This is a genomic window from Pseudoalteromonas sp. NSLLW24 (genome assembly GCF_015864725.1).
In the GTDB taxonomy this organism is placed as follows: Bacteria; Pseudomonadota; Gammaproteobacteria; order Enterobacterales; family Alteromonadaceae; genus Pseudoalteromonas; species Pseudoalteromonas arctica.
In genome coordinates this window covers 64,538-88,290 of the sequence record NZ_JADYWQ010000009.1, presented here as the reverse complement: position 1 = coordinate 88,290, position 23,753 = coordinate 64,538, and the positions used below count along the sequence as shown (strand labels likewise).

The 23,753-nt window shown below is 40.9% G+C and carries 21 protein-coding genes; 4 read left to right on the top strand and 17 right to left on the bottom strand.

The genetic code is table 11. From position 1 onward, the window contains the following. Window positions 1-75: 75 nt before the first annotated feature. Window positions 76-2,649: a M1 family metallopeptidase gene (locus tag I6E72_RS11300; RefSeq protein ID WP_166377001.1), complete on the top strand. Its 2,574-nt coding sequence runs from the start codon at window positions 76-78 to the stop codon at window positions 2,647-2,649. Between the two features lie 76 nt (window positions 2,650-2,725). Here I6E72_RS11300 and I6E72_RS11295 read toward each other — a convergent pair whose 3' ends face one another. Then, window positions 2,726-3,091, bottom strand: a complete 366-nt coding sequence (locus I6E72_RS11295) for a hypothetical protein (RefSeq protein WP_007579906.1) — start codon at window positions 3,089-3,091, stop codon at window positions 2,726-2,728. Window positions 3,092-3,166: 75 nt separating this feature from the next. Further along, a complete protein-coding gene (locus tag I6E72_RS11290; RefSeq protein WP_197112328.1) occupies window positions 3,167-4,042 on the bottom strand; it encodes a hypothetical protein in 876 nt (291 codons plus the stop codon). Between the two features lie 157 nt (window positions 4,043-4,199). Here I6E72_RS11290 and I6E72_RS11285 point away from each other — a divergent pair, with 157 nt between their 5' ends. The 3 genes from I6E72_RS11285 (at window position 4,200) to yjjG (ending at window position 6,399) form a co-directional block, all read left to right on the top strand. Beyond that, on the top strand, window positions 4,200-5,099 hold the full coding sequence (locus I6E72_RS11285; protein WP_007579904.1) for a phosphoribulokinase: 900 nt from the start codon (window positions 4,200-4,202) through the stop codon (window positions 5,097-5,099). A gap of 66 nt (window positions 5,100-5,165) precedes the next feature. Then, window positions 5,166-5,711 carry an inosine/xanthosine triphosphatase gene (yjjX, locus tag I6E72_RS11280; RefSeq protein WP_197112326.1) on the top strand — a complete coding sequence of 182 codons (546 nt, stop codon included), beginning with the start codon at window positions 5,166-5,168 and terminating at the stop codon, window positions 5,709-5,711. 13 nt (window positions 5,712-5,724) lie between these two features. Next, entirely contained in the window at window positions 5,725-6,399 is a 675-nt protein-coding gene (gene yjjG, locus I6E72_RS11275; RefSeq protein ID WP_165721132.1) for a pyrimidine 5'-nucleotidase, read from the top strand. A 93-nt stretch (window positions 6,400-6,492) separates the two neighbouring features. Here the strand turns inward: yjjG and lpxC are convergent, their stop codons facing one another. From lpxC to rsmH, 15 genes are all read right to left on the bottom strand, one after another. Further along, the gene (gene lpxC, locus I6E72_RS11270; RefSeq protein ID WP_024592892.1) at window positions 6,493-7,404 is read right to left on the bottom strand and encodes a UDP-3-O-acyl-N-acetylglucosamine deacetylase; all 912 of its coding nucleotides are present in this window, start codon (window positions 7,402-7,404) and stop codon (window positions 6,493-6,495) included. 106 nt (window positions 7,405-7,510) lie between these two features. Next, window positions 7,511-8,758, bottom strand: coding sequence for a cell division protein FtsZ (ftsZ, locus tag I6E72_RS11265; protein ID WP_007582938.1), 1,248 nt, complete (start codon window positions 8,756-8,758; stop codon window positions 7,511-7,513). 21 nt (window positions 8,759-8,779) lie between these two features. Continuing rightward, complete coding sequence (gene ftsA, locus I6E72_RS11260) at window positions 8,780-10,012, bottom strand: cell division protein FtsA (protein WP_007582937.1); 1,233 nt, start codon at window positions 10,010-10,012, stop codon at window positions 8,780-8,782. After that, entirely contained in the window at window positions 10,009-10,788 is a 780-nt protein-coding gene (locus I6E72_RS11255; RefSeq protein WP_024590214.1) for a cell division protein FtsQ/DivIB, read from the bottom strand. Before I6E72_RS11255 ends, ftsA begins: the two co-directional genes overlap by 4 nt. Window position 10,789: 1 nt before the next feature. Then, window positions 10,790-11,710, bottom strand: coding sequence for a D-alanine--D-alanine ligase (locus I6E72_RS11250; protein WP_010554298.1), 921 nt, complete (start codon window positions 11,708-11,710; stop codon window positions 10,790-10,792). Then, window positions 11,707-13,158 carry a UDP-N-acetylmuramate--L-alanine ligase gene (gene murC / locus I6E72_RS11245; protein WP_197112324.1) on the bottom strand — a complete coding sequence of 484 codons (1,452 nt, stop codon included), beginning with the start codon at window positions 13,156-13,158 and terminating at the stop codon, window positions 11,707-11,709. The genes I6E72_RS11250 and murC overlap by 4 nt, the downstream gene beginning before the upstream one ends. Further along, window positions 13,159-14,235 (bottom strand): undecaprenyldiphospho-muramoylpentapeptide beta-N-acetylglucosaminyltransferase, encoded by a 1,077-nt coding sequence (gene murG, locus I6E72_RS11240; RefSeq protein ID WP_007582929.1) that lies wholly within the window; start codon window positions 14,233-14,235, stop codon window positions 13,159-13,161. It abuts the gene before it with no gap. Further along, window positions 14,232-15,407, bottom strand: a complete 1,176-nt coding sequence (gene ftsW, locus I6E72_RS11235) for a cell division protein FtsW (protein ID WP_007582927.1) — start codon at window positions 15,405-15,407, stop codon at window positions 14,232-14,234. Before ftsW ends, murG begins: the two co-directional genes overlap by 4 nt. Next, complete coding sequence (gene murD / locus I6E72_RS11230; RefSeq protein WP_197112322.1) at window positions 15,404-16,738, bottom strand: UDP-N-acetylmuramoyl-L-alanine--D-glutamate ligase; 1,335 nt, start codon at window positions 16,736-16,738, stop codon at window positions 15,404-15,406. The genes ftsW and murD overlap by 4 nt, the downstream gene beginning before the upstream one ends. Beyond that, window positions 16,739-17,821 carry a phospho-N-acetylmuramoyl-pentapeptide-transferase gene (gene mraY / locus I6E72_RS11225; protein ID WP_007582922.1) on the bottom strand — a complete coding sequence of 361 codons (1,083 nt, stop codon included), beginning with the start codon at window positions 17,819-17,821 and terminating at the stop codon, window positions 16,739-16,741. It abuts the gene before it with no gap. Next, entirely contained in the window at window positions 17,821-19,203 is a 1,383-nt protein-coding gene (locus I6E72_RS11220) for a UDP-N-acetylmuramoyl-tripeptide--D-alanyl-D-alanine ligase (protein WP_197112320.1), read from the bottom strand. The genes mraY and I6E72_RS11220 overlap by 1 nt, the downstream gene beginning before the upstream one ends. Beyond that, window positions 19,200-20,678, bottom strand: a complete 1,479-nt coding sequence (gene murE / locus I6E72_RS11215) for a UDP-N-acetylmuramoyl-L-alanyl-D-glutamate--2,6-diaminopimelate ligase (RefSeq protein WP_197112318.1) — start codon at window positions 20,676-20,678, stop codon at window positions 19,200-19,202. Before murE ends, I6E72_RS11220 begins: the two co-directional genes overlap by 4 nt. Continuing rightward, a complete protein-coding gene (locus I6E72_RS11210) occupies window positions 20,671-22,488 on the bottom strand; it encodes a peptidoglycan glycosyltransferase FtsI (protein WP_010554293.1) in 1,818 nt (605 codons plus the stop codon). Before I6E72_RS11210 ends, murE begins: the two co-directional genes overlap by 8 nt. Then, on the bottom strand, window positions 22,485-22,811 hold the full coding sequence (gene ftsL, locus I6E72_RS11205) for a cell division protein FtsL (RefSeq protein WP_007582915.1): 327 nt from the start codon (window positions 22,809-22,811) through the stop codon (window positions 22,485-22,487). Before ftsL ends, I6E72_RS11210 begins: the two co-directional genes overlap by 4 nt. Further along, window positions 22,808-23,746 carry a 16S rRNA (cytosine(1402)-N(4))-methyltransferase RsmH gene (gene rsmH / locus I6E72_RS11200; protein WP_008167099.1) on the bottom strand — a complete coding sequence of 313 codons (939 nt, stop codon included), beginning with the start codon at window positions 23,744-23,746 and terminating at the stop codon, window positions 22,808-22,810. Before rsmH ends, ftsL begins: the two co-directional genes overlap by 4 nt. Between the last annotated feature and the right edge of the window lie 7 nt (window positions 23,747-23,753).

The window sequence follows — 23,753 nt, the reverse complement described above, 5'->3', positions numbered from 1 at the left end:
TCTAACCCCCTAATTATATGAGCATAAAAAAGCCTATTTAGGGTAGTTTCTAACAACAACAATCTAGGGATCACTATGTTTCTTAAAAGCCTCTTAACAGTGAGCGTTGCTTTAGCAATGGGTGCTGCAAACGCTAACGAATTCGTTATTGAAAAACTCGCAAAACCAAGTTCACAACAGGTGTCGTTAACACTCGACCCGAGCCAAGATACATTCACAGGGATGACTGAGATTTCCCTAGAAGTACTAAAGCCAACAAAATACATTGAGTTAAATGGCGTAGCTTACGCTGTTAAAATGGCGCAACTGCTTGGTGATGAAAACTGTGATTTAAACAATGAAATGCTTAAAACAGGTAAAGTTAAATTTAGCTGTGATGAACAAATTCAACCAGGTAAATACACACTTAAAGTTGATTTTTCAGCGCCATATAACCGTCAAAGTGTTGGTTTATACAAAACATTAGACCAAGGCACTCCTTACTTATTTACTCAATTTGAAATGAGTGATGCACGCCGTGCATTTCCTGTTTTTGACGAGCCAAGTTACAAAATTCCATTTCAGTTAACGATTACTGCGCCTACATCACAAAAAGTATATTCAAATACGCCAGAGTTAAAAACAACAGTTAATGGCGATATGACCACACACTTTTTTGATAAAACACCGCCAATCCCTTCATACCTAGTAGCGATGGCTGTTGGCCCGTTTGAAGAATTAGAAATTAAAGGCATGCCAATTCCTGGTCGTGTAATTACCCCTCAAGGTAAAATTCACTTAGCCCAATACGCAAAAGAAAATATGCCAAAAGTACTGGGCGCACTTGAAGCGTATTTTGGTATCCCTTACGTTTACAAAAAATTAGACTCAGTAGCGGTACCAGAGTTTCCATTTGGCGCAATGGAAAACTCAGGCTTAGTGACCTACAGAGAAGATATTTTGTTGGTTGATTTAGCTGCCGCAACACGCAGTAAAAAACAACGTAATGTATCAATTATTGCTCACGAACTTGCTCACCAATGGTACGGTAACTTAGTAACCATGAAATGGTGGAACGACTTATGGTTAAACGAAGCGTTTGCTAGCTGGATGGCTGCAAAAATTACTAAGCAGCTTAACCCTGAGTTTGAATCGCACTTAGACCTGCCACAAAACAACGTAATGGCACTTGATGCACGCCTAAGCACCAAGCCTATTCGTAAGCCAATTAAAACCGAAGCTGACATTATGGATGGTTTAGGTCTTGCTTACAGTAAAGGCAGCTCAGTACTTGCTATGGTTGAAAACTGGATTGGCGAAGATGCATTTCAAAAAGGTATTCAAAGCTACTTAAAAGAGTTTTCATATAAAAACGCAGAAGCGGCCGACTTATGGGAAGCACTTGGTAAAGCATCAAATAAAGACGTAGCGAGTGTTTTAAAATCGTTTATTGAACAGTCTTCTTTCCCACTAGTTAAAGTAACTCAACAAGGCAGCAAAGTAACTATTTCACAAAGCCGCTTTGTAAATGCAGGCGTTGATGCGCCAGAGCAGTTATGGAATGTACCGGTTGCAATTAAATATGGTGCTGGCGATAAAGTAAAAACAGCAAATGTATTACTTAATAAACAAAGCCAAACGCTAGACTTAGACTTTGAGCCAGAATGGATTTATCCAGATCAGGGTGCACTAGGCTACTACCGCTGGGTAATGGATGACGCACAATTTAGCGCACTTGTTAAAAAGGCGCCAAGCGTACTGAGTGACCGTGAACGCTTAGCGTTGTTATCGGCTACTGATGCACTACTTGACGCTGGTGTTATATCTGCTGCTAAGTTAATGCAAACACTTGAAGTGTTCGTAAGCGATAGCCACCCTCGCGTAGCAAATACCGCGCTAGGTTACTTAGTATCGCAACAACGTACTTTTAAAGACGATAGCAATAAAGACCTATGGCCTGAATTTATTCGTAATGCAGTAACGCCTGCAGCTAAAAAATATGGTTTAGAAGCTAAAGCGGGAGAAGACGGAGCTATTGCACAACTTCGTGCGGCCGTTGTATCACGCTTAGGTTTTGATGGTGAAGATCAAAACGTAATCAGTAAAGCGAAAGAACAAACACAAGTTTATTTAAATGATCCACAAAAAGTAGACCCTTACTTAGCCGGTACGTACTTAACTCTTGCTGCTTTTCATGGTGACAAAGCGCTGCTTGATCAATTCATGACAACGTTTAAAACAACGAAAGATCCACAAGTACGCACTAACATGCTTGCTGCAATGGGCTTTTTTGGCAAACCTGAATTACAAAAAGCGGTATTAGCTTATAGCTTAACGGATGAAGTAACAGCCTCTGACATGCGTACTATTTTGTCAGGTCAAAGTTACACAGATGAGCGCCAAGCGTTATTTATTGACTGGGTTTACAGTAACTACGATAAAGTAACAGCAAGCTTACCGCCTTTCTTTATTCCTAACTTACCGTACTTTACAACGGCGAGTTGTAATGCAGAAAGCTTAGCTAAAACAAAGACCTTTTTTAACGAAAAAGTAGCCGATGTAGCCGGTTACGCTCGTACATTAAGTAAGCTTGAAGAAAGCACAAACGATTGTATTGCGCTTAAAACACGTGAACTTGAATCGGTTAATAGCTTCTTAAAAAGTAAGTAACCCTTAGGTTTATTAAGCTATAAAAACACAAAAGCCGCTGAATATAAATTCAGCGGCTTTTTACGTTTATGTTTTACTAGTTACCAATAATCATCGTTAGCTTGGCTATAAAGTCTTTGGCTGCTTGCTCAGAATTTATTTTAAACGCCACACCGTAGTGAATAGGCTGAGCACTTTTAAAAATACGTGTAGGAAAGCGTGTCATCTCGCTGCTATGAAAGTAGCCTTGCGCACGCGTTACGCCATCAATATCACTAAAGTCATCGCTAAACACCTCAAATGCTGGGCGAATTACTATTTTACCCTTGCCGCTTTCGCTGTGGGTATAAAATGCTTCTTTAGAGTTTACTAACATGTACTCAGCAATATTTTTAATCTTAAAATTACTTCTACACTGTAATTTAATGAGCTGTTCTGTCAGCTCGTCTGCACTATAAGCCACGTGTAATCCCTATTAGTTAATTTGCGTATTAGATTAACGCATACACACAATAAAATCTGAATTTATTTGTCTGCTTTACTGCGTTATATCACATACAAAAGCGAGTTTTTCATTGTTGTAACTCATTCTTGTTATATTTGTTTCGCAGTAGGTGCTTAAATTAAGCCATTGCGATACTTCATCACTTCCATCAAGTTTACGCTGATAAACGCGGTTTTTAATAGCATAAGCGATAGTTGCATCATCTTTCAAAATAAAATCTTGAACTTGAGCAGGTAACCTTAGTAGGTCTTCAACTTGTTTATCTTGTGGATTAAAACTCGCTAAAATATGTTGCTCGTTTTTAGTGTAACTAAATAAAAATGCAGCCGTAGAGTTGTTATAAATAAGCGTTCGGCCAATATTACTGGCAGCTATTTTCCCCTTAGCTTGTGCAACAGAAGTATATTGAAGAGTATGAGGTTCACCTAAAATAAACATTACTAAATCATTTTGAACGCCCCAAGCATGGTACCCAACAGGTTCAATCCAATCAAAAATACGACTTGGCGTATCTTCGCTTTTGAGTGGGTATTGCCACAGTTTTTGCTTACCATCTACCTCTACAACAATCGCTGATACTGCATCACCACTTGGCATAACCGTTGGTGAATATTCGCTTACGGGAGAGTTACTGATATTAATAACTTTTTTTGATGTTAAATCATAATAAGCAATATCGGTTTGGCTTTGCTCATCTGCAATCACCTCATGAGTAAAGTATAAACCTGTACTTGTTAAGTGCGGTTGGTTGTTATAACTGTTTTTATCACTCACTAGACTAACTTGTACCCCGAAAGGTGTATTTAAATCAGCAAGTAATACTTGGCTTTTTGGCATGCTAGCCTGCGCCATAATTGGGCTAAGCGCTGCTATAGAAAATATCCCAAGTAATGGTTTAATAAGTTTCATGCTTTCTCTCGTTTTAATTTTAAGCACCTCATGATAACGTTATTTGCTGATGACGTCACTTGAGCTAAGTCAGTCAACTCTTAAGATACCCAAACGGCTTAAAATAATGTTAAGTTTAGTCTGGTTATAAAACCTGGTCCTAAAAAAGAGAATTAACATGTCAGCTAAAAATCCTATTATTGCGATTACGGGTTCGTCTGGTGCGGGTACAACCACCACAACCAATGCAATTAAACATATTTTCCGTAGCCTTAATATTGAAGCGGCTTTTATCGAAGGAGATAGCTTTCATCGTTACACTCGCCCTGAAATGGATAAAAAAGTACGTGAAGCACAACAAGAAAATAAACACATTAGTTACTTTGGCCGAGAAGCAAATGACTTTGGTGCTTTAGAAGCGTTGTTTGAAAACTATAGTGAAACAGGCCAAGGTAAGTTACGCCGATACTTACACACCTTTGATGAAGCCGTCCCATATAATCAATTACCGGGTACATTTACTCCTTGGCAAGACCTTGATAGTAATACTGATATATTGTTTTATGAAGGGTTACACGGCGGCGTAGTTGATCAAGATGTAGACGTTGCAAAGCATGTCGATTTATTAATAGGCATGGTTCCAATTATTAACCTTGAATGGATTCAAAAATTAATACGCGACACATCCGAACGAGGCCATTCTCGCGAAGCGGTTATGGGCTCTATTGTGCGCAGTATGGATGACTATATAAATCATATTACCCCGCAGTTTTCTCGTACCCATATTAATTTTCAGCGGGTGCCTACTGTTGATACCTCAAATCCATTTAGCGCCAAAGATATTCCATCTCTTGATGAAAGCTTTGTAGTTATTCGCTTTAGGGGTATTGATGATGTTGATTTTCCTTATTATTTACGGATGATCGAAGGCAGTTTTATGTCTCGTATAAATACACTTGTAGTACCAGGCGGTAAAATGGGCTTGGCTATGGAGCTTGTGCTTACCCCATTAATTAAAGATATTATTTTGAAAAAGCGTGCACTGGAAAACCTAGCACCACTCGATTTACCTATTTGATTACCGACTCTTTTTTGTTAAAGCTAACTCACGTACACTGCTGATTTTGCTCAAGGTGAGATCAGCATGTCACAACAATTAAAAATTATTGTCGGTTCTAAAAATCCTGTAAAAATAAATGCCGCTAAACATATTTTTACTATGTATTTTCCAGAATGTATCATTGACTGTGAAGGTGTGAATGCTCCCTCAGGCGTGCCCGATCAGCCTATTGGCGAAGACGAAACACGTATTGGCGCGCAAAACCGTGTTAATTATTGCAAAAAGCACCACCAAGCTCACTATTACGTTGCAATGGAAGGCGGTGCAGAGCAACTTAGCTATGGTGCAGCAACCTTTGCTTACGTTGTTATTGATAATGCCTTAAATCAAGTTGTAGGGCGTAGCAGCAACCTTCCTCTACCCCAAGTACTTTATAATGCATTACTTAAAGGTGAAGAACTTGGCGATGTAATGGACAAAGCATTTAATACCACCAACGTTAAACAAAAAGGTGGCGCTATTGGTCTACTTACCAACAATCATGCCACGCGCGAAAGTACCTATACACAAGCACTCACTTTAGCTATGGCGCCTTTTTTACACCCTGAGCTATACGGCCAAACAAATTAATTTAGGAAGTTTAATGAAGTACAACTATGTATTGTTTGATGCAGACGAAACCTTATTTAGGTTTGATATTTTAGCGGGCATGACTCGCATGTTTAAAGCTTACAACGTAGATTTTAGCCAAGACGATTATATTCATTATCAAAAAACCAATAAGCAGCTGTGGGTTAATTATCAAAATGGCACTATTAGCGCAGATTACTTACAAGTAACACGCTTTAATGAGTGGGCTTCAAAACTTAATGTGCCAGCAAAAGAGCTAAACGATGCTTTTTTAGATTCTATGGCGCAAATTTGCGAGCCATTACCTGGTGCTATTGAGCTTTTAAATAAACTTAAGCCAAATGCTAGATTAGGTATTATTACTAACGGATTTGCCCGCTTACAAACCGTACGCCTTGAGCATACTGGCTTAAAAGATATGTTTGAATGGTTAGTTATATCTGAACTTGTAGGTATAGCAAAACCGAATAAAGCGATTTTCGAGCACACATTTGAGCTAATGGGTAACCCAGATAAAAGCGAGATACTTATGGTAGGTGATACTGCTGCAAGTGACATACTTGGCGGCAACAATGCAGGTATTGATACTTGCTGGTTACAACACCCTGGTGAACAATTAGCCGACGGAATAAAGCCAACCTATACAGTAGCTAGTTTAAATCAGTTACAAGCTCTTTTAGAGTTATAATAAAGTATAGAGCTATTAAATTTCACGCAAAAAAAATGACGCTAATTAGCGTCATTTTTTATAACTGTTTTTCGAGCTGCTCTTTTACTGCTTTTAGGCTGGAGCTAACTCAAGACCGGGTGCAGGCATCGTCACAGGCGTTTCAAATGTTGCCCACTCCCATGCTGACTCTGTAGCCATAATTTTACGAAGTAATTTATTATTTAAATCATGACCCGATTTAAATGCAGTTACTTTACCTAAAAGATTATGGCCTGTCATAAACATGTCACCAACACAGTCTAATATCTTGTGCTTAACAAACTCGTCGCTATAACGTAAACCGTTAGGATTTAAAACTTTGAACTCATCAAGTACCACAGCACTATCCATGCTACCACCTAGCGCTAGGTTGTTTGCATGCATGTATTCAATATCTTTCATAAATCCAAAAGTACGCGCACGGCTAATTTCTTCAATAAAGCTTTGCGTTGTTATATCCAACCCAATACGTTGGCGACTTTCATTGATAGCTGGGTGGTTAAATGCAATCTCAAAGTCGATATGAAAACCATCATATGGTTCAACTTCAGCCCACTTATCACCTTCTTCAATGCGTACTTTTTCTTTAATACGGACAAAGCGTTTAGCAACGTTTTGCTCTTCAATTCCGCCTTTTTGTAACAGATATATGAATGGTAATGCACTACCATCCATAATCGGCACTTCTGAGCTATCTAATTCTACAATTAGATTATCAATTCCCATTGCAGCAACGGCTGCAATAAGATGCTCAGTAGTCGATAAGCGAACACCATCTTTGTTAATTAAACAGGTACACAACTGCGTATCACCAACGGCTTCAGGTGTTGTTTCAAAATCAACAACCGGATCAAGGTCGACACGACGAAATACAATCCCAGTATTTGCGCTCGCAGGTCGGAGAGTTATTGTGACCTTCTCACCTTTATGAAGTCCAATTCCTATGGCTTTGACTACTTCTGCAATCGTACGCTGTTTAATCATAGGTATGCTCACTTTTAAATCAGTTACAGTTATATGGCGGATTTTAACATAAATCCTTTTGCCTTTCAATATTTGTACATATTTCAAACAAAAGTATTATTAAATGTTAATCAGCCTGCTTACGTAAAAAAGCGGGGATATCAAAATAATCACCACCTTCTGATTTATCCGCTTTTTTACTGTTTTGTGCTGAAGAGCTTGATGCACTGCTTGAACTAGTTGTAGGCGCTTTTTCTTTGCTTTGCGTTTGCGCTTTAGCAGTGTTTTCTTCAGTGTTTGTATCTTGGCTTGCAAAGCTTGGTACGTACATACTGCTCGTTTGGTTTGATGTGCTTGCAACATCAGAACCTGATGCTTTTTTAAAGCCGTTATCAACAATACCAAACTGTGGACGACGATCGCCGCCTAAGCCAGTTGCAACAACCGTTACACGTAGCTCATCAGTCATTTCTGGGTCGATTACCGCACCAACAACAACCGTTGCGTTTTCTGACGCAAGTGCTTTAACGTGATTACCAACAATTTCAAATTCTTCAATCGCAATGTCCATACCTGCGGTGATATTAACTAAGATACCTTTAGCACCTGTTAAATCAACGTCTTCTAGTAGTGGGCTTGAGATAGCGGCTTCTGCTGCTTCTTGTGCACGATCAGGACCTGACGCAGACGCCGTTCCCATCATTGCAGTACCCATTGCAGACATTACAGTTCTAACATCGGCGAAATCCACGTTAATTAAACCAGAACGTGTAATTAGCTCTGCTATACCTTGTACCGCACCAAATAATACGTCATTAGCTTTAGCGAAGGCATCTAGAAGTGTAGTCCCTTTTCCTAAAACTTTAAGCAATTTATTGTTCGGAATTGTAATAAGTGAATCTACAATTTCTGACAATTCGTTAATGCCTTGTTCAGCGGCTGCTGCACGTTTTTTACCTTCAAAATCAAAAGGACGTGTTACAACTGCAACGGTTAAAATACCGAGTTCTTTAGCAATTTTAGCAACTACCGGTGCTGCACCAGTACCTGTACCACCGCCCATACCGGCTGCAATAAATACCATATCGGCGCCTTCAAGGCTGGCACGAATTGTATCTGCATCTTCTTCAGCCGACTTACGGCCTACTTCAGGGTTTGCGCCCGCACCCAACCCAGAGGTTATTTGCGTGCCTAGCTGAACTGTAATATCGGCAGCAGAGTTACGTAATGCTTGCGCATCCGTATTGGCGGCTATAAAACGCACGCCTTCTATTTGTTGTTTAACCATGTGCTCAACAGCGTTACCGCCACCACCGCCCACGCCGATTACTTTTATTACAGCTTCTTCGCTGTGTTGTTCCATTATATCAAACATGTTTACTCTCCGACTTGAGTCTTAAAACTCGCCTTGGAACCATTTAGTAATGCGGTTCCACCAATTATTGTTATCCTCTGCTTTCGACTTTTGTGCATTCATCGATTGCATGGTACGCCCGTATTGTAACAAACCAACAGCGGTTGCGTACGAAGGATCATCTACATAGTCTGTCAAACCAACCATCCCGATTGGCTTGCCTATTCTTACTGGCATTTGGAAGATGTCTTCTGCCACTTCCATCGCGCCAGTCATTTTAGCAGTTCCGCCTGTAATAACGAGACCTGCCGCAATTTGGTCTTCTAAGCCTGAACGACGAATTTCTTCCATCGCAAGCTCAAATAATTCTCTAAAACGAGGCTCTACCACCTCAGATAATGTATGGCGCGACATTAACCTTGCTGGTCGTCCGCCTACACTTGGTACTTCAATTGTGTCTTCGCTACTTGCCATTTGGCTACTAGCACATGCATATTGTACTTTGAGTGACTCGGCATGTGATATAGGTGTGCGAAATATTTTTGCAATATCACCAGTAACTTGGTTACCCGCCACTGGAATAACCGCAGAGTGACGAAGTGCGCCATTAATATAAATGGTGATATCCATAGTGCCGCCACCAATATCAAGTACTGCAACACCTAGCTCTTTTTCGTCATCTGTTAGTACAGAATAACATGACGCTAATGCAGTAAAGATAAGTTGATCGACTTCAAGACCACAGCGCTCAACGCATTTCTCGATATTTTTTGCCATATCGTTTGAGCACGTAATAATGTGTGCACGCGCTTCCATACGAACACCACTCATACCAAGTGGGTTTTTAATGCCCTCTTGCATGTCGATACTGTATTCTTGCGGCAATGCATGCAGCATTTTACGTTCTGCCGAAATAGGCACAGAACGCGCAATATGAATTACATTTTCAATGTCTTCGTCAGTGACTTCAGTGTTATTAATTGCCACCACGCCACTTTCATTTTGACACTGTATATGTTTGCCAGAAATACCCAAATACACAGAGCTAATACGACAATCAGCCATTAACTCGGCTTCGTCTATTGCTCGGCGAATAGACTCAGACACTAAGTTTAAATCGTTAACGCCGCCTTTATCCATACCATGAGATACTTGGCTGCCCACACCAACAATGCTGAGCTTGTTATCTGCGGTGATTTCACCTACCGTGGCAACCACTTTCGAGGTGCCAACGTCTAACCCTATTACTAGGTTTCTTTCTGCTGACTTAGTCATGCCTTACTCTTATTTTGTAATTGTTCTTCTTGCACTGGCTTAAAGCTGACTGCAAGGCCGGTATCATACCGTAAATCTATTGTATCTACTTGTGCATCTGCACGTTGTTCCATTCGTGGATAAACGTCTATAAAACGTTGTACACGCTTGGCTTTATCTTTACGTCCTAAATTTAAACGTATTCCGTTATCTAGCCATAGTTGCCACGAAAAACGCTCCGACAATGCCAAACTTGTTAACGTTAAGCCGTTAACTTTTAGCATTTCATCAAATTGCTTAAAAGCAATCCACGCTTCTTCTTCGCTGCCTTCTGGGCCGTATAACTGCGGTAAGTCATGATCTAACTTATCGCTGCTGGCTTGAAATGCTTGACCACTTTGGTTGAGCAATAAGTCGCTATTCCAATGTGCTACTACTTCATGTTCAACAACATATACTTGTATAGTATCAGGCCATTGTTTACGCACCGAAGCGGTAGCAACCCAGGGTAAGTCTTGAACTAGCTGCTGCACATGCTTAACATCAAGTTCAAAAAAACTACTTAAATCGGCTTTTTTAATCGCTTTTATAATTGCCGTTTCATCTGTGTATTTAGGCTGCCCTTGCACTGTAAGGTGCTTAATTTGAGCATCTTTGTTTTCAACTAACCAATCCGATACACCTGTCGTAATTTGCACTAAGCCAATTACAACTATCAGAAAAAAGCTCACACCAAAAATCAAAGACCAATTAAGTTTCAGTTTGATTTCCTGAGCTTTTTCTAAAAGGGGATGCATATTAAAGCGTTTGCTCTAAAATGCGAACAACTAATTGTTCAAAAGTTGCCCCATTCGCTTTTGCCGCCATTGGCACTAACGACTTTTCAGTCATGCCTGGTACTGTATTTACTTCAAGCAGGTAAAAATTACCTTGCTCGTCTTGCATCGCATCAACACGGCCCCAACCACTTGCGCCCACTAAATCAAATGCATCTAGCGATATAGCTTGTAAGTACTTAGTATCTTGCTCTGATAAATCTGCAGGGCAATGATACTGCGTTGTATTTGATTGATACTTAGCTTGGTAATCGTAAAAACCATTTGGCGTAGTCATTTCAATGACTGGTTGTACTTCATCGCCAAGCACTGTAACTGTGAATTCACGTCCCGTGATCCACTGCTCTACAAGCACTTGATTATCAAACTTAAATGCATTAGCTAGTGCGTCTTCAAGTTCTTGTGCTGTACTTGCTTGCGCCATACCTATGCTTGAGCCTTCGTGCGATGGCTTAACCATTACCTTTTTAAACTCACCCATAATAGCTGCAGCATCAAAGCCTTTTTTAGCGTCAACTACGGCATAAGGTGCAGTGCTTAAACCCGCTGATTTAAATAAGTGCTTACAACGTACTTTATCCATAGCAAGTGCTGAACCCAGTACATTACTGCCCGTGTAAGGCAGGTTCATAAATTCAAGCGCACCTTGTACAGTTCCGTCTTCGCCACCACGACCATGCAAAGCAATAAAAACGCGCTCTACATTTAATTCTTTTAACTCCCACAAAGAACGACTTTGCGGGTCAAATGCAATTGCATCAATGCCACTATTTTGCAGCGCATTTAAAACAGCCTGACCCGATCGTAAAGACACTTCACGTTCTGCTGAGTTACCACCTAGCAGTACCGCTACTTTACCAAATTGTGTGTTTACCTGAGTCATACTTCACCTTGCTTAAGTTTTTCTATCGACATACCCGTCGCAGCTAATGTTTTAACTAACTGACCTATATTACCAGCGCCTTGGGTTAATACTAAATCATTATTTTGTAAATTTGCGGCCAAAACGCCTGCAAGCTCTGCATTTGTTGCTACATGCAGCGGCTCTTTGCCACGTTGACGAAGGCTACGGCATAAGCTTTTGCTGTCTGCGCCAACAATAGGATCTTCACCAGCGCTATACACATCAAGCAGTAGCAACTGATCTACATCAGCAAGTACTTTTACAAAATCTTCGTATAAGTCGCGTGTACGGGAAAATCTATGAGGTTGATATACCATTACTAAACGCTTATCAGGCCAACCTTCACGTACTGCTGCAATTGTTGCTGCAACTTCTGAAGGATGATGCCCGTAATCATCAACTAACATCACATTGCCACGCTCGTTTTCAAATTCACCATAGTGTTGAAAACGACGACCAATACCTTCAAACTTCTGCAGCGCTTCTAAAATTGCATGATTCGCAATATTTTGATCTTTTGCCACAGCAATCGCAGCGGTTGCATTAAGTGCGTTGTGTCTACCTGGCATATTCAACGTGGCAGTTAAACACTCACCTTGCTTGTTAGTTACTGTAAATGTGCATGTATTAGCTGATTGGCTAAAGTCGCTCATGCGATAATCAGCATCCTTTGATTCGCCATACGTAATAACTGGGCGACCAAAGCGCGGGATAAGTTCAGCAGCAACTTCAGAATCAATACATACAACAGCTAAACCATAAAACGGCAAGTTATGGATGAAATCTACATACGTGTCTTTCATTTTTTCAAGACTGCCGCCATAAGTATCCATGTGATCTTCTTCAATATTTGTGATCACCGAGACCATTGGCTGTAAGTGTAAAAACGACGCGTCGCTTTCATCAGCTTCTGCAATTAAGAAATCACTTTTGCCTACTTTTGCGTTACTACCTGCGCTATTTAACAAGCCACCAATAATAAAGGTTGGATCAAGCCCTGCTTGTCCATAAATACTCGCAATTAAGCTTGTTGTCGTTGTTTTACCATGCGTACCCGCAATGGCTATACCGTGGCGAAAACGCATTAATTCAGCCAACATTTCTGCGCGGCGAACAACAGGAACTCTTGCGGCTTTAGCTGCAATAATTTCAGGATTTGTTTCATCAATCGCACTTGAAACAACGACTACATTGGCATCTTTCACGTTATTTTCATGATGGCCTATAAATACTTCTGCACCGGCTTTAATTAAACGATCTGTCATAGCGCTGTGGGCAATGTCAGAACCTGTAATACGGTAGCCTTCAAAAGCGAGTACTTCAGCAATACCGCCCATACCTGCTCCACCAATACCAATAAAGTGGATGGTTTCTATTCGGCGCATTGCGGGGCGTGTGTGTTTTTCTTGTACTGACATTTCTTTCACTTATTTTCTCTTATTTGTTACTTGCTCACAGTGCGTTGCTACGCTTGCTGTGGCATCTAAAATGGCTTGTTTTTTTGCATTTGTAGCCATTTCAGTAATTAATGAAGGTTGGGCTAAATACGGGCTTAATAGTTCAACAATTGATTGTTTATTAAACTGCCCTTGTGGCATTAATAATGCGCCATTAGCCATCACTAAATATTGTGCGTTCGCTGTTTGATGGTCGTCCACAGCATGTGGAAACGGAACAAAAACGGCCATTTTACCTGCCGCTGCAATTTCGCTAACAGTTAACGCACCAGCACGGCAAACAACAATGTCAGCCCAGCTATACGCTGCGTCCATATCATCAATAAATTCAGCTATTTTTGTATTACTGCCTGTAAAGGCATGCATTTTATAAGCGGCTTCTACGGTAGTTAAATGACCCTTACCTGTTTGATGCCATATACTTATTGGAGCTGTATTATTTAGTACTTTAAATGCTTCTGGTAATGTTTGATTAAGCACTTGTGCACCAAGCGAGCCGCCCACTACTAAAATATTAATAGGGCTTGATACATCGCGTTTGGCTATATTCATAACGCTTTGGCGAACTGGGTTACCTACTAGCTCGGCTTGACCCTGTGCAAAAGCACTTGGAAATGCAGCTAATACTCGTGTAGCCACCTTAGCTAGCAGTTTATTGCTCATACCCGCTACAGCGTTTTGCTCGTGAATAACCAGCGGGATACCTAAACTTTTTGCGGCAATTCCCGTTGGACCCGTAACATAACCGCCCATTGCAAGTACTACATCAGGACGCTGTTCTTTCAATACCTTACGCGCCTGCAATACTGCATTAATTACCATGAATGGGGCTTTAATAAGACGCTTTAATCCGTTACCACGAACACCTTTAACGTTAATAAAATCAATATCTATATTGTGCTTAGGTACAACGCTCGCTTCCATTCGATCTGGTGTGCCGATCCAGCTAACTTGCCAGCCCTGCTGTTTTAAATAATCGGCCACTGCAATACCGGGAAAAATGTGTCCGCCAGTTCCACCAGCCACTACTACTAATTTTTTACTCATCGCTTACCTCCGCGTGAGGTGGCTTGTTTGGTTGCCATTTTGGTTTCAAAATCTACGCGTAATAAAATACCCGTGGCAATCGTCATAATTAATAAGCTTGAGCCGCCATAAGAAATAAACGGCAGGGTTAAACCCTTCGTCGGTAAAATACCCGCGCTCGCACCTACATTCACCATGGTTTGAAATGCAAACCAAATACCAATGGCAAATGAAAAATAACCTTCGTACTCTTTGCCACATTTAAGCGCTTGTTGACCTATTAATAAGGCTCTAAATACTAAAGTAGCTAATACCGTTAAAATACTTACAACGCCTATTAAGCCAAGTTCTTCACCTATAACGGCAAAAATAAAATCGTTATGCGCTTCAGGTAAATATTGTAGTTTTTGTACACTGTTACCTAAGCCTTGACCAAACCAACCCCCCTGGCTATAAGCCATTAGCGATTGCACCAACTGATAACCCTTCCCAAAAGGATCATCCCAAGGGTCTAAAAAGCCAACCACACGTGCCATACGATAGGGTTCAACAATTATGAGCAATACAACCAAACCAACGCCCGTTAAAATAAGTACAAAAAACTGCCATAACTTAGCGCCAGCTAAAAACAGTAAACCAACCGTTGTTACAAACATAACAACCACTGTGCCCAAATCTGGTTGTAGTAAAATAAGCAGTGCATACACAGCAAACACTGCAATTGGCTTTGCAAAGCCTTTAATGTTTTCTTGTACTTCTTCGCGTTTTCTTACCAAATAGCCTGCTATATAACTAAAAAAGTATAACTTGGCAGCCTCGGCCACCTGAAAACCAACAGGACCAATAGGTATCCATCGTTTAGCGCCGTTCACTTCACGCCCAATAATCAATACCGCTATTAATAGCACCATGCCTAGTATTAATAGATAAGGGTTTGATCGTTTCCACCACTCCATTGGCACACAAACGCTTATCCAAAAAAGCACAAACGCCATTGCCAAAAACATGCTGTGGCGAATGGTAATATGGTACGGGTCATCAAATAACCGCTCTGCGGTAGGCATTGATGCGCTGGTCACCATGATAAAACCAACACCAATGAGCATTATTACGCAGTACAATAGCGGTACATCGTATAACTGCGCCGAAGGCTTAGGTGTTAATGCGTCTCTTATATCGGCAAAAGCAATCATAACGCCCCTGCCATTACACACTGAACAAAGTCATCACCGCGCTGCATATAATTGTTATACATATCAATGCTGGCACATGCGGGGGCTAATAAAACAATATTGCCTGTACTACTAAGTACTTTGGCCAAAGTAACGGCTTCTTCCATATTGTTAGTTAAATAACTCTTATTGGTAATCGCAGCTAAGTCACTTGCATCTTTACCAAAACAAATTAATGCTTTTACATGCTGTTCTATGTAAGGTTTAAGCGCATTTAAATCAGCGCCTTTGGCATCGCCACCAGCAATAACAATCAGATTTTCACCGTCACTAGCTAAACTATCTATTGCAGCAATGGTCGCTCCAACATTCGTTGCCTTTGAATCGTTAAAATACTTTACACCGTTAAGCTCAGCTATAAATTGGCAACGATGAGCCAATCCATTAAATTGACCTAATGCGTTTTTATACTGCTCTTTGCTTACTTCAAACGGACTTAAGAGCGCCATTACTGCAAGCGTATTTAAATAATTGTGCTTACCCACTACCGCAAGCGTATCAACAGGTAAAAAGGCATCGCCTTTAACCATAAAGTGAGTTTCGCCATTGTGCTGGGCTAAATGGTAATCACCTTGTTGAGCACCAAAGCTAATTAGAGGAGCCGTACCGCGCTCAACTGGATGTGTTTGACTATCGTCTGCGTTGACAACAATAAGCTCTGCGAAATTATAAATACTAAGCTTTGAATCTATATAAGCTTGGTAACTGTCGTAGCGATCAAGGTGATCTTCAGACACATTTAATACCGTTGCACTCACAGGTTTTAAACTCGTTGTGGTATCTAGCTGAAAACTAGATAACTCAAGTACATACACGTCAAAATCATCACTGAGCAAATCAAGCACCGCTGTGCCAATATTTCCACCCAAAGCAACTTTATAGCCGGCTTCTTTTAACACTTCATAAGCGAGCGTAACCACGGTTGATTTACCATTAGAGCCCGTTACTGCAACAACCGGTTTTGAATTAATACGTGCAAATAACTCAACGTCGCCAATCACTTCAACACCTGCGTTAATTGCATTTGCAACAGCTGGTATTTTTAAGCTAAGCCCAGGGCTTATAATAATCATATCGCTTGAACAAAGCTCTGCGTCATCCAAATTACCAAAGTGGGTATCTAGAGTTGGCGCGTGCTCTTTTAACCAATCAATCCCCGGCGGGGTTACTCGGCTATCAATGACCTTTGGTGTGAGGCCATGAGATAATAGAAAACGCACAATGCCCAGACCGGTTACACCGAGTCCGAGCACTGTTATTTGTTTGTTTTTTATCTCGTTTAAATACTGCATTTATCGAATCTTTAAAGTAGCTAAGCCAGCAAGCACTAGCACAACAGAAATAATCCAAAAGCGCACAATAACGCGAGGCTCTGGCCAACCTTTTAATTCATAATGATGATGAATTGGCGCCATTCTAAAAATGCGTTGTCCGCGTAATTTATACGACCCCACTTGTAATATTACCGATAGCGCTTCCATTACAAATACACCGCCCATAATAATAAGCAGTAACTCTTGGCGTACTAAAACAGCAATAATACCTAATGCGCCACCAAGTGCTAATGAGCCAACATCGCCCATAAATACTTGTGCTGGGTAAGTGTTAAACCATAAAAAGCCAAGCCCTGCGCCCACAATGGCAGTACATACAACCACAAGCTCACTCGCCAGCGGTAAATGTGGAATATGTAAGTAAGCCGAAAAGTTAATATTACCTGTTAAGTAAGCAATAATTGCCAGTGCTGAAGCCACTAAAATAATTGGCACAATCGCCAAGCCATCTAAACCATCGGTCAGGTTTACCGCGTTTGATGTACCTACTATGGCAAAATACGTAAGCACGATATAAAACAAACCTAATTGCGGTAATACGTCTTTAAAAAATGGAACAACAAGTGATGTTTCAGATGCTTGTGCACTGGTAAAGTACAAAGCAGTAGCTACAACTAATGCAATGACCGACTGCCAAAAGTACTTCCACTTAGCAATTAAGCCTTTTGGATCTTTACGGATAACTTTACGGTAATCATCAACAAAGCCAACAATACCTAAAGAGCCAATTACAAACAGTGTTGCCCATACGTATTTATTTGATAAATCGGCCCAAAGTAGCGTGCTGGTAAAAATAGCCGCTAAAATAAGTAAGCCACCCATAGTCGGTGTACCCGACTTAGACAAATGCGATTGCGGACCGTCGTCTCGAACTGTTTGGCCTATTTGCATACGTTGCAAACCACGAATTAACTTAGGTCCTAAATAAAGAGACATAATTAGCGCAGTTAAAATACCTAAAATGGCACGTAGCGTTAAATACGAAAAAACATGAAAACCACTAAAATACTGTGTTAAATACTCTGCCAGCCAAACTAACATTATGATACTCCATTGATGGCTTGTTGCTGGCCATTAACTAAATCGGTTACTAATAATTCCATGCGAGAACTGCGCGATCCTTTCACTACTATTGTTGTTTTAGTATTCACTTTATTAATACTTTCTTGAATTTTTTGCTGCATTTGTTCGCGGCTCGAAAAGTGGCGATTAGGTAGTTCAAACACATCACTTGCGTATTTACTTAATACACCTAATGTAAATAACTCATCAATCCCTTGCTCAAGTGCATACTCACCAACTTCTTGATGGTACTTACGTGCATCTTCACCTAGCTCCCCCATGTCTCCCAGCGCTAAAATGCGGTGACCTTGCATATCACTTAACAAGTCAATCGCAGCCTTTACCGACTTAACATTGGCATTATAGGTATCATCAACCACGGTGAGTAAATCAGACACTTCAATTAGATTAACGCGCCCTTTTACATCACCCATAGTGGCAAGTGCATTGGCTATTTCTTCAAGGGTTACATTAAATTCACTAGTAAGTGCAGCCGCAATAAGTGCGTTACCAATATTGTGCTTGCCAGGTAGCGCCAAAGTAACAGGGACTTGCTTGTCTTTAGTACAGAGCGTAAAGCTTGCACGTGCATTGGCATCAAGCGTGATGTTCTCTGCCCAAATGTCTAGTTTTTCGGTTGTAGAAAAGCGTTTAACATTACGCCCTTCAAGCTTATCTAACCAATATTGGCTAAATTCACTATCACAGTTAACAATCGCAACGCCATCATCTTTAAGGCCATCAAAAATCTCACCTTTAGCTTTTGCGACACCCATTAAACTACCAAAACCTTCTAAGTGGGCTGCTGCAACATTACATACAACGGCTACATCTGGTTTTGTCATTGCAGTGGTGTAAGCAATTTCACCTAAGTGATTTGCACCCAGTTCAATTACTGCAAAGCGATGTTGAGGCTCTAAGCGCAATAACGTAAGTGGGACGCCAATATCGTTATTAAAATTACCTTTAGTAGCTAATACATCACCGTGAACCGACAAAATTGCCGCACACATTTCTTTTACGGTGGTTTTGCCTACACTCCCTGTAATTGCAATTGTTTTAGGCGCCACCTGGGCCATAACAGCGGTGCCAATTACACCTAGTGCAATACGTGTATCGCTTACTATAAATTGTGGAATATCTACATCAACTTTGTGCTGAACAATAACGCCAATAGCGCCTTTTTGTTTAGCCTCAGCTATAAATTTATGCCCATCAAAATTTGGCCCTTTCAGTGCTAAAAACACTTCGCCATCGCACACTGTACGAGTATCAGTATTTATATTAAGCACGTGTTGATTATCACCTTGATAATCGGTTGTTAGCACATTAGCTAACCAATCAAAATCCATTGGGATCATTGTGTTATCCCTCTTACTGCTTTTTTTAGTTGTTCTTGTACATACCGGCGATCGCAAAAGTCGATTCGCTTATCGCCTATAATTTGATAATCTTCGTGGCCTTTACCTGCAATCAAAATAACGTCATCAGCTGTAGCATTTTCTATAGCAAAACGAATTGCAGTTGCTCTATCAGCCTCTAAATGTGCATTTTGAGGATGGGTTAAACCGCCTGCTACATCTGCAATAATGTCATCAGGGTTTTCTGAGCGAGGGTTATCACTGGTAATAATAACTTTATTAGCGTTTTGCTCTGCAGCTTGCGCCATCAATGCACGCTTACCTTTATCTCTGTCGCCACCGCAACCAAATACACAACTTACACCACCTGGCACATGCAGCTGTAATGCTTGTAATGCAAGTGCAAGTGCATCGGGTGTATGTGCGTAATCAACAACACACGTCGGCATGCCTGCTTGGCTAAATGCTTGCATTCGCCCAACTACTGGCTGTAACTGCGCACAACCTGAAACTAATTGCTCAAGCGGATAACCAAGCCCTAGTAATGTAGCGATCGCGGCCGTTAAGTTATATAAATTAAATTCGCCAAACAGAGGCGATTTAATCGACATATCACCCCAACTAGTCGATAACTGCGCCGAAATACCTTCACTTGAATATTCAACATCAGAAAAATAAACGTACTGAGCATTCTTAGGGGCTAAGTTTTTGCGGCCATAACAGATTAGGTTATTAAAATCATACTTTTCAAGCCATTGCTCAGCTTGAGAATCATCTTGATTAAGCACTACAACTTGCGGCTCAAAATCACGGAAAAGCATTAGTTTCGCATCACCGTAACTTGCCATATCAACATGGTAATCTAAGTGATCGCGCGAAAGATTAGTAAACACAGCCGCTTTAAACGCGCATTTAGCAACACGCTGCTGCACTAATCCATGAGATGACACTTCCATGGCTACCAGCTTTTTATGCTGCGAATTTAAATCGCTCAAAATATGCTGCAAATCAACCGTTGAAGGTGTGGTATTAATCAGTGGAATTAAGTTATCAGGATGACCATAACCCAAAGTGCCAATAATAGCCGAATCAGTACTGCAAAATTGCGCTAAGTGGGCAATCATTGCTGTGGTTGTCGATTTACCGTTTGTACCTGTCACACCAATTAAATCAAGAGCCTGACTTGGCTGGCTATAAAAGCGACTTGCTAATTCTGGAAGCTTTTTATCAAGCTCCGAAACTAAATATAGTGGCTCAAAACTTGTTTCAAATTCACATAATCTGTCAGCAATAATAGCTGTTGCGCCATTTTCAATTGCTTTATTAATAAATTGACCGCCATCAAGTGCATGGCCTTTAATAGCAACAAATACATCACCTGGCGTTACTTCACGGCTATCAAGGCGTAAATGTTTTACCAGTTGCGAGGGCGCATCTATTTCGATGTATTTTAAAATATCCTTTAAATCACGCATCGTTATCTTTACCTTGTACGTACGCAACCTCTTCCTTGTCAGGCGCTACGTTTAATATTCTTAATGCGTTAGAGATGATTTCTGCAAATGCAGGGCCAGCGGTGGCACCTCCATAGTACACATCACCACCTGGTTCATTAATCATAACTACCACGGCTAAACGAGGATTACTTGCCGGCGCTACACCTGCAAAATAACCTACATATTCATCACCATAACCACCTGCTACGGCTTTTTTAGATGTACCTGTTTTACCAGCTGCACGATACCCATCAACTTTTATGTTGCGAGCAGTACCGTCTTTTTCAAATACACTTTCCATCATGTGCACTACGGCTTCTACGTCTTTTTGTTTAAAAATACGTTCGCCTTCAGGTATATTGTCTTGCTTTAAAATAGTCAGTGGTCGATTAACTCCACCAGCGCCTAACATGGTATAAAAGCGCGCCATTTGCGCAGTACTTACCGAAATCGCATAACCAAATGATAAAGTGGCAATTTCAAAGTCAGACCAACGACGATTTGGATAAAACAAACCGCTGCTTTCACCGACCATGCCTGTTCCAGTATCACTACCAAAGCCTACTTTTTGGTATAAACCAACAAGGTAATCTTTAGGCACTAACTGAGTAACCTTCGCAACTCCCATGTTTGAGGAGTACTTTAGTATTTCGCGCAGTGTTAGTTCGCCGTGATTACGGGTATCTCTCACTAAACTACCACCTAAACGCATCCAACCTGGGTAGGTATCAATCGTGTCATCTGCCTGAATGGCGCCGTAGTCTAGCCCAGCCAAAATGGCTAGAGGCTTAACAGTTGAGCCTGGTTCAAACAAATCTGTAATTGCGCGGTTACGACGTTTATGAGGTGCAGCATCGCTTAAGTTGTTTGGATTAAATGAAGGGCTATTTACCATTGCCAGTACTTCACCGGTTTTAACATCAACTACCATAGCTGAGCCCGATGTGGCTTTATAAGTCAGTACAGCTGATTTTACGGCCTTGTACGCAATGGCTTGAATTCGTTGATCAATACTTAGTTCTATACTTTCTGGCTCTACACGTTCACGCTCGTCAAGTACTTCTACCTCACGCCCTTGCGCGTCTTTACGAATGGTACGGCGGCCTTCCTCGCCCGTTAAAGCGTTTTCGTATAGCTTTTCAATGCCTTCAATGCCCTTACCATCGATATTGGTAAAACCAATAACATGCGCGGTAACTTCACCTGCAGGGTAGTAGCGTTTAGATTCATCTAGTAAATGGATACCAGGGAGGCGTAAATCACCAATATAATTTGCTACAGCAGGAGTAACTTGGCGCTTTAAATACACAAAGCGACGCGAAGGATCGTTTAAAAGTCGAGAATTAATCTTTTTAGGATCAATACGCAGCACATCTGCAAGCTCACGCCAGCGTAAATCGTTTTTATAATAAAGTGCAGTACGCTTATCAAGCTCAACAGTGTTTTCAGTTAAAGATAAGTGATCTTCGCCGCTTTTGCGTGCTTGTTTGATTACTTTAGATACAAGCGATTTATGTAATGCTTTAGGATCAGCATATACACTTACCACAGGCACACTTACCGCTAATTCTTTACCATTGCGGTCAAAAATCATTCCGCGTTGCACATGCAGTTTTTCAACACGTACCGTACGTTTATCACTTTCTGAACGTGCTTTATCAGGTTCTATCACTTGTAAATAAGCAGCGCGAGATACGAGTGTTACAAACACCATAAACACAACTGTACACACCAGCATAAAGCGCCATGTGATTAAATTAGTGACTGGTTTTTTGCCTCTATTTCTCATTGTACTATTATTACCTGCTCATCTTGACTCGTAGGTCGTTTCATTTTTAATTGTGATATAGCAACTTCTTCAATGCGTGCATGTTGCGAATAAAATTCTTCTTCAACAAGTAAGTAGCGCCACTCTAAATCGAGTTCATCACGTTCTTGTAATAATTGATCTTGCTTTATAAGTTGCCCACGAGCTAAATGTGTTGTTTGCACAACAGCTAAACTAGAAGCGAATATCACAACCAACAAGGCCGAGGTTAGCTTGTTAGCACCTAGGCCTTTTAATATTTCAAAGAATAAATTGGGTTGACGATAGCTCGCTTTTTTACTCATCCCAACCTCTGTGCAATCCTAAGTACAGAACTACGAGAACGTGGATTACGTTCTACTTCAACAGTACTTGGCTTAATAGCCTTACCCACTGCTTTTAACGTCAGGTTTTTATTTATTTGTGCATCAGTTAAAGGCAGACCTCTGGGTAACACTTCTCCCCTACTCTGTTTTCTAATAAACTGTTTTACAATACGATCCTCTAGTGAGTGAAACGAAATCACCACTAAACGTCCGCCTGGCTTTAGCACTTTAACTGCAGACTGTAGCGCTGTTTGAATCTCTTCAAGCTCGCTATTGATATAAATACGAATCGCCTGAAAAGTACGTGTTGCAGGGTGCTTAAACTTATCTTTTACCGGTACTGCTTCATCAACAAGGTCAGCAAGTTGCTTGGTTGTTGTGATAGGCGTGTGCTCACGAACTTCGAGTACTTTGTGTGCAATGCGTTTACCAAACTTTTCTTCGCCCAGTTTTTTAATTACGTGGGTAATATCATCTAATTCAGCTTCTGCTAACCACTGCGCAGCACTGCGACCTGTTGTTGGGTCCATACGCATATCAAGTGGCCCATCTTTCATGAAACTAAAACCACGCGCAGCGTCATCAAGTTGTGGCGACGAAACACCAATGTCTAATAAAATGCCATCTACTTTACCAATGAGATCGTTCTGCTCTGCTACTTCGTATAAATTTGAAAAACGAGTATGTGCAATCGCAAAACGTGGATCATCAGCAAATTTTTCGGCTGATTGTATCGCTTGTGGATCTTGGTCAATTGCTTGCAGGCGACCTTCATCACCTAGGCGTGCTAAAATTTGTCCAGAGTGGCCGCCACGTCCAAACGTACCATCCATGTATATACCGTCTGGCTTAATTGCGAGGGCATCGATGGTTTCGTCCATTAATACGGATACGTGTTCAAATTGCGCTGTCATTAGCTAT

Bases quoted from the DNA above. Each gene is read 5' to 3' on its own strand.
- lpxC (WP_024592892.1), bottom strand. From the start codon at position 7,404: ATGATTAAACAGCGTACGATTGCAGAAGTAGTCAAAGCCATAGGAATT.
- ftsA (WP_007582937.1), bottom strand. From the start codon at position 10,012: ATGACTAAGTCAGCAGAAAGAAACCTAGTAATAGGGTTAGACGTTGGC.
- yjjG (WP_165721132.1), top strand. From the start codon at position 5,725: ATGAAGTACAACTATGTATTGTTTGATGCAGACGAAACCTTATTTAGG.
- I6E72_RS11220 (WP_197112320.1), bottom strand. From the start codon at position 19,203: ATGATCCCAATGGATTTTGATTGGTTAGCTAATGTGCTAACAACCGAT.
- ftsZ (WP_007582938.1), bottom strand. From the start codon at position 8,758: ATGTTTGATATAATGGAACAACACAGCGAAGAAGCTGTAATAAAAGTA.
- yjjX (WP_197112326.1), top strand. From the start codon at position 5,166: ATGTCACAACAATTAAAAATTATTGTCGGTTCTAAAAATCCTGTAAAA.
- ftsW (WP_007582927.1), bottom strand. From the start codon at position 15,407: ATGATTGCTTTTGCCGATATAAGAGACGCATTAACACCTAAGCCTTCG.
- I6E72_RS11290 (WP_197112328.1), bottom strand. From the start codon at position 4,042: ATGAAACTTATTAAACCATTACTTGGGATATTTTCTATAGCAGCGCTT.
- I6E72_RS11255 (WP_024590214.1), bottom strand. From the start codon at position 10,788: ATGCATCCCCTTTTAGAAAAAGCTCAGGAAATCAAACTGAAACTTAAT.
- mraY (WP_007582922.1), bottom strand. From the start codon at position 17,821: ATGTTAGTTTGGCTGGCAGAGTATTTAACACAGTATTTTAGTGGTTTT.
- I6E72_RS11250 (WP_010554298.1), bottom strand. From the start codon at position 11,710: ATGACTCAGGTAAACACACAATTTGGTAAAGTAGCGGTACTGCTAGGT.
- rsmH (WP_008167099.1), bottom strand. From the start codon at position 23,746: ATGACAGCGCAATTTGAACACGTATCCGTATTAATGGACGAAACCATC.
- I6E72_RS11210 (WP_010554293.1), bottom strand. From the start codon at position 22,488: ATGAGAAATAGAGGCAAAAAACCAGTCACTAATTTAATCACATGGCGC.
- ftsL (WP_007582915.1), bottom strand. From the start codon at position 22,811: ATGAGTAAAAAAGCGAGCTATCGTCAACCCAATTTATTCTTTGAAATA.
- I6E72_RS11285 (WP_007579904.1), top strand. From the start codon at position 4,200: ATGTCAGCTAAAAATCCTATTATTGCGATTACGGGTTCGTCTGGTGCG.
- murG (WP_007582929.1), bottom strand. From the start codon at position 14,235: ATGAGTAAAAAATTAGTAGTAGTGGCTGGTGGAACTGGCGGACACATT.
- murE (WP_197112318.1), bottom strand. From the start codon at position 20,678: ATGCGTGATTTAAAGGATATTTTAAAATACATCGAAATAGATGCGCCC.
- murD (WP_197112322.1), bottom strand. From the start codon at position 16,738: ATGCAGTATTTAAACGAGATAAAAAACAAACAAATAACAGTGCTCGGA.
- I6E72_RS11300 (WP_166377001.1), top strand. From the start codon at position 76: ATGTTTCTTAAAAGCCTCTTAACAGTGAGCGTTGCTTTAGCAATGGGT.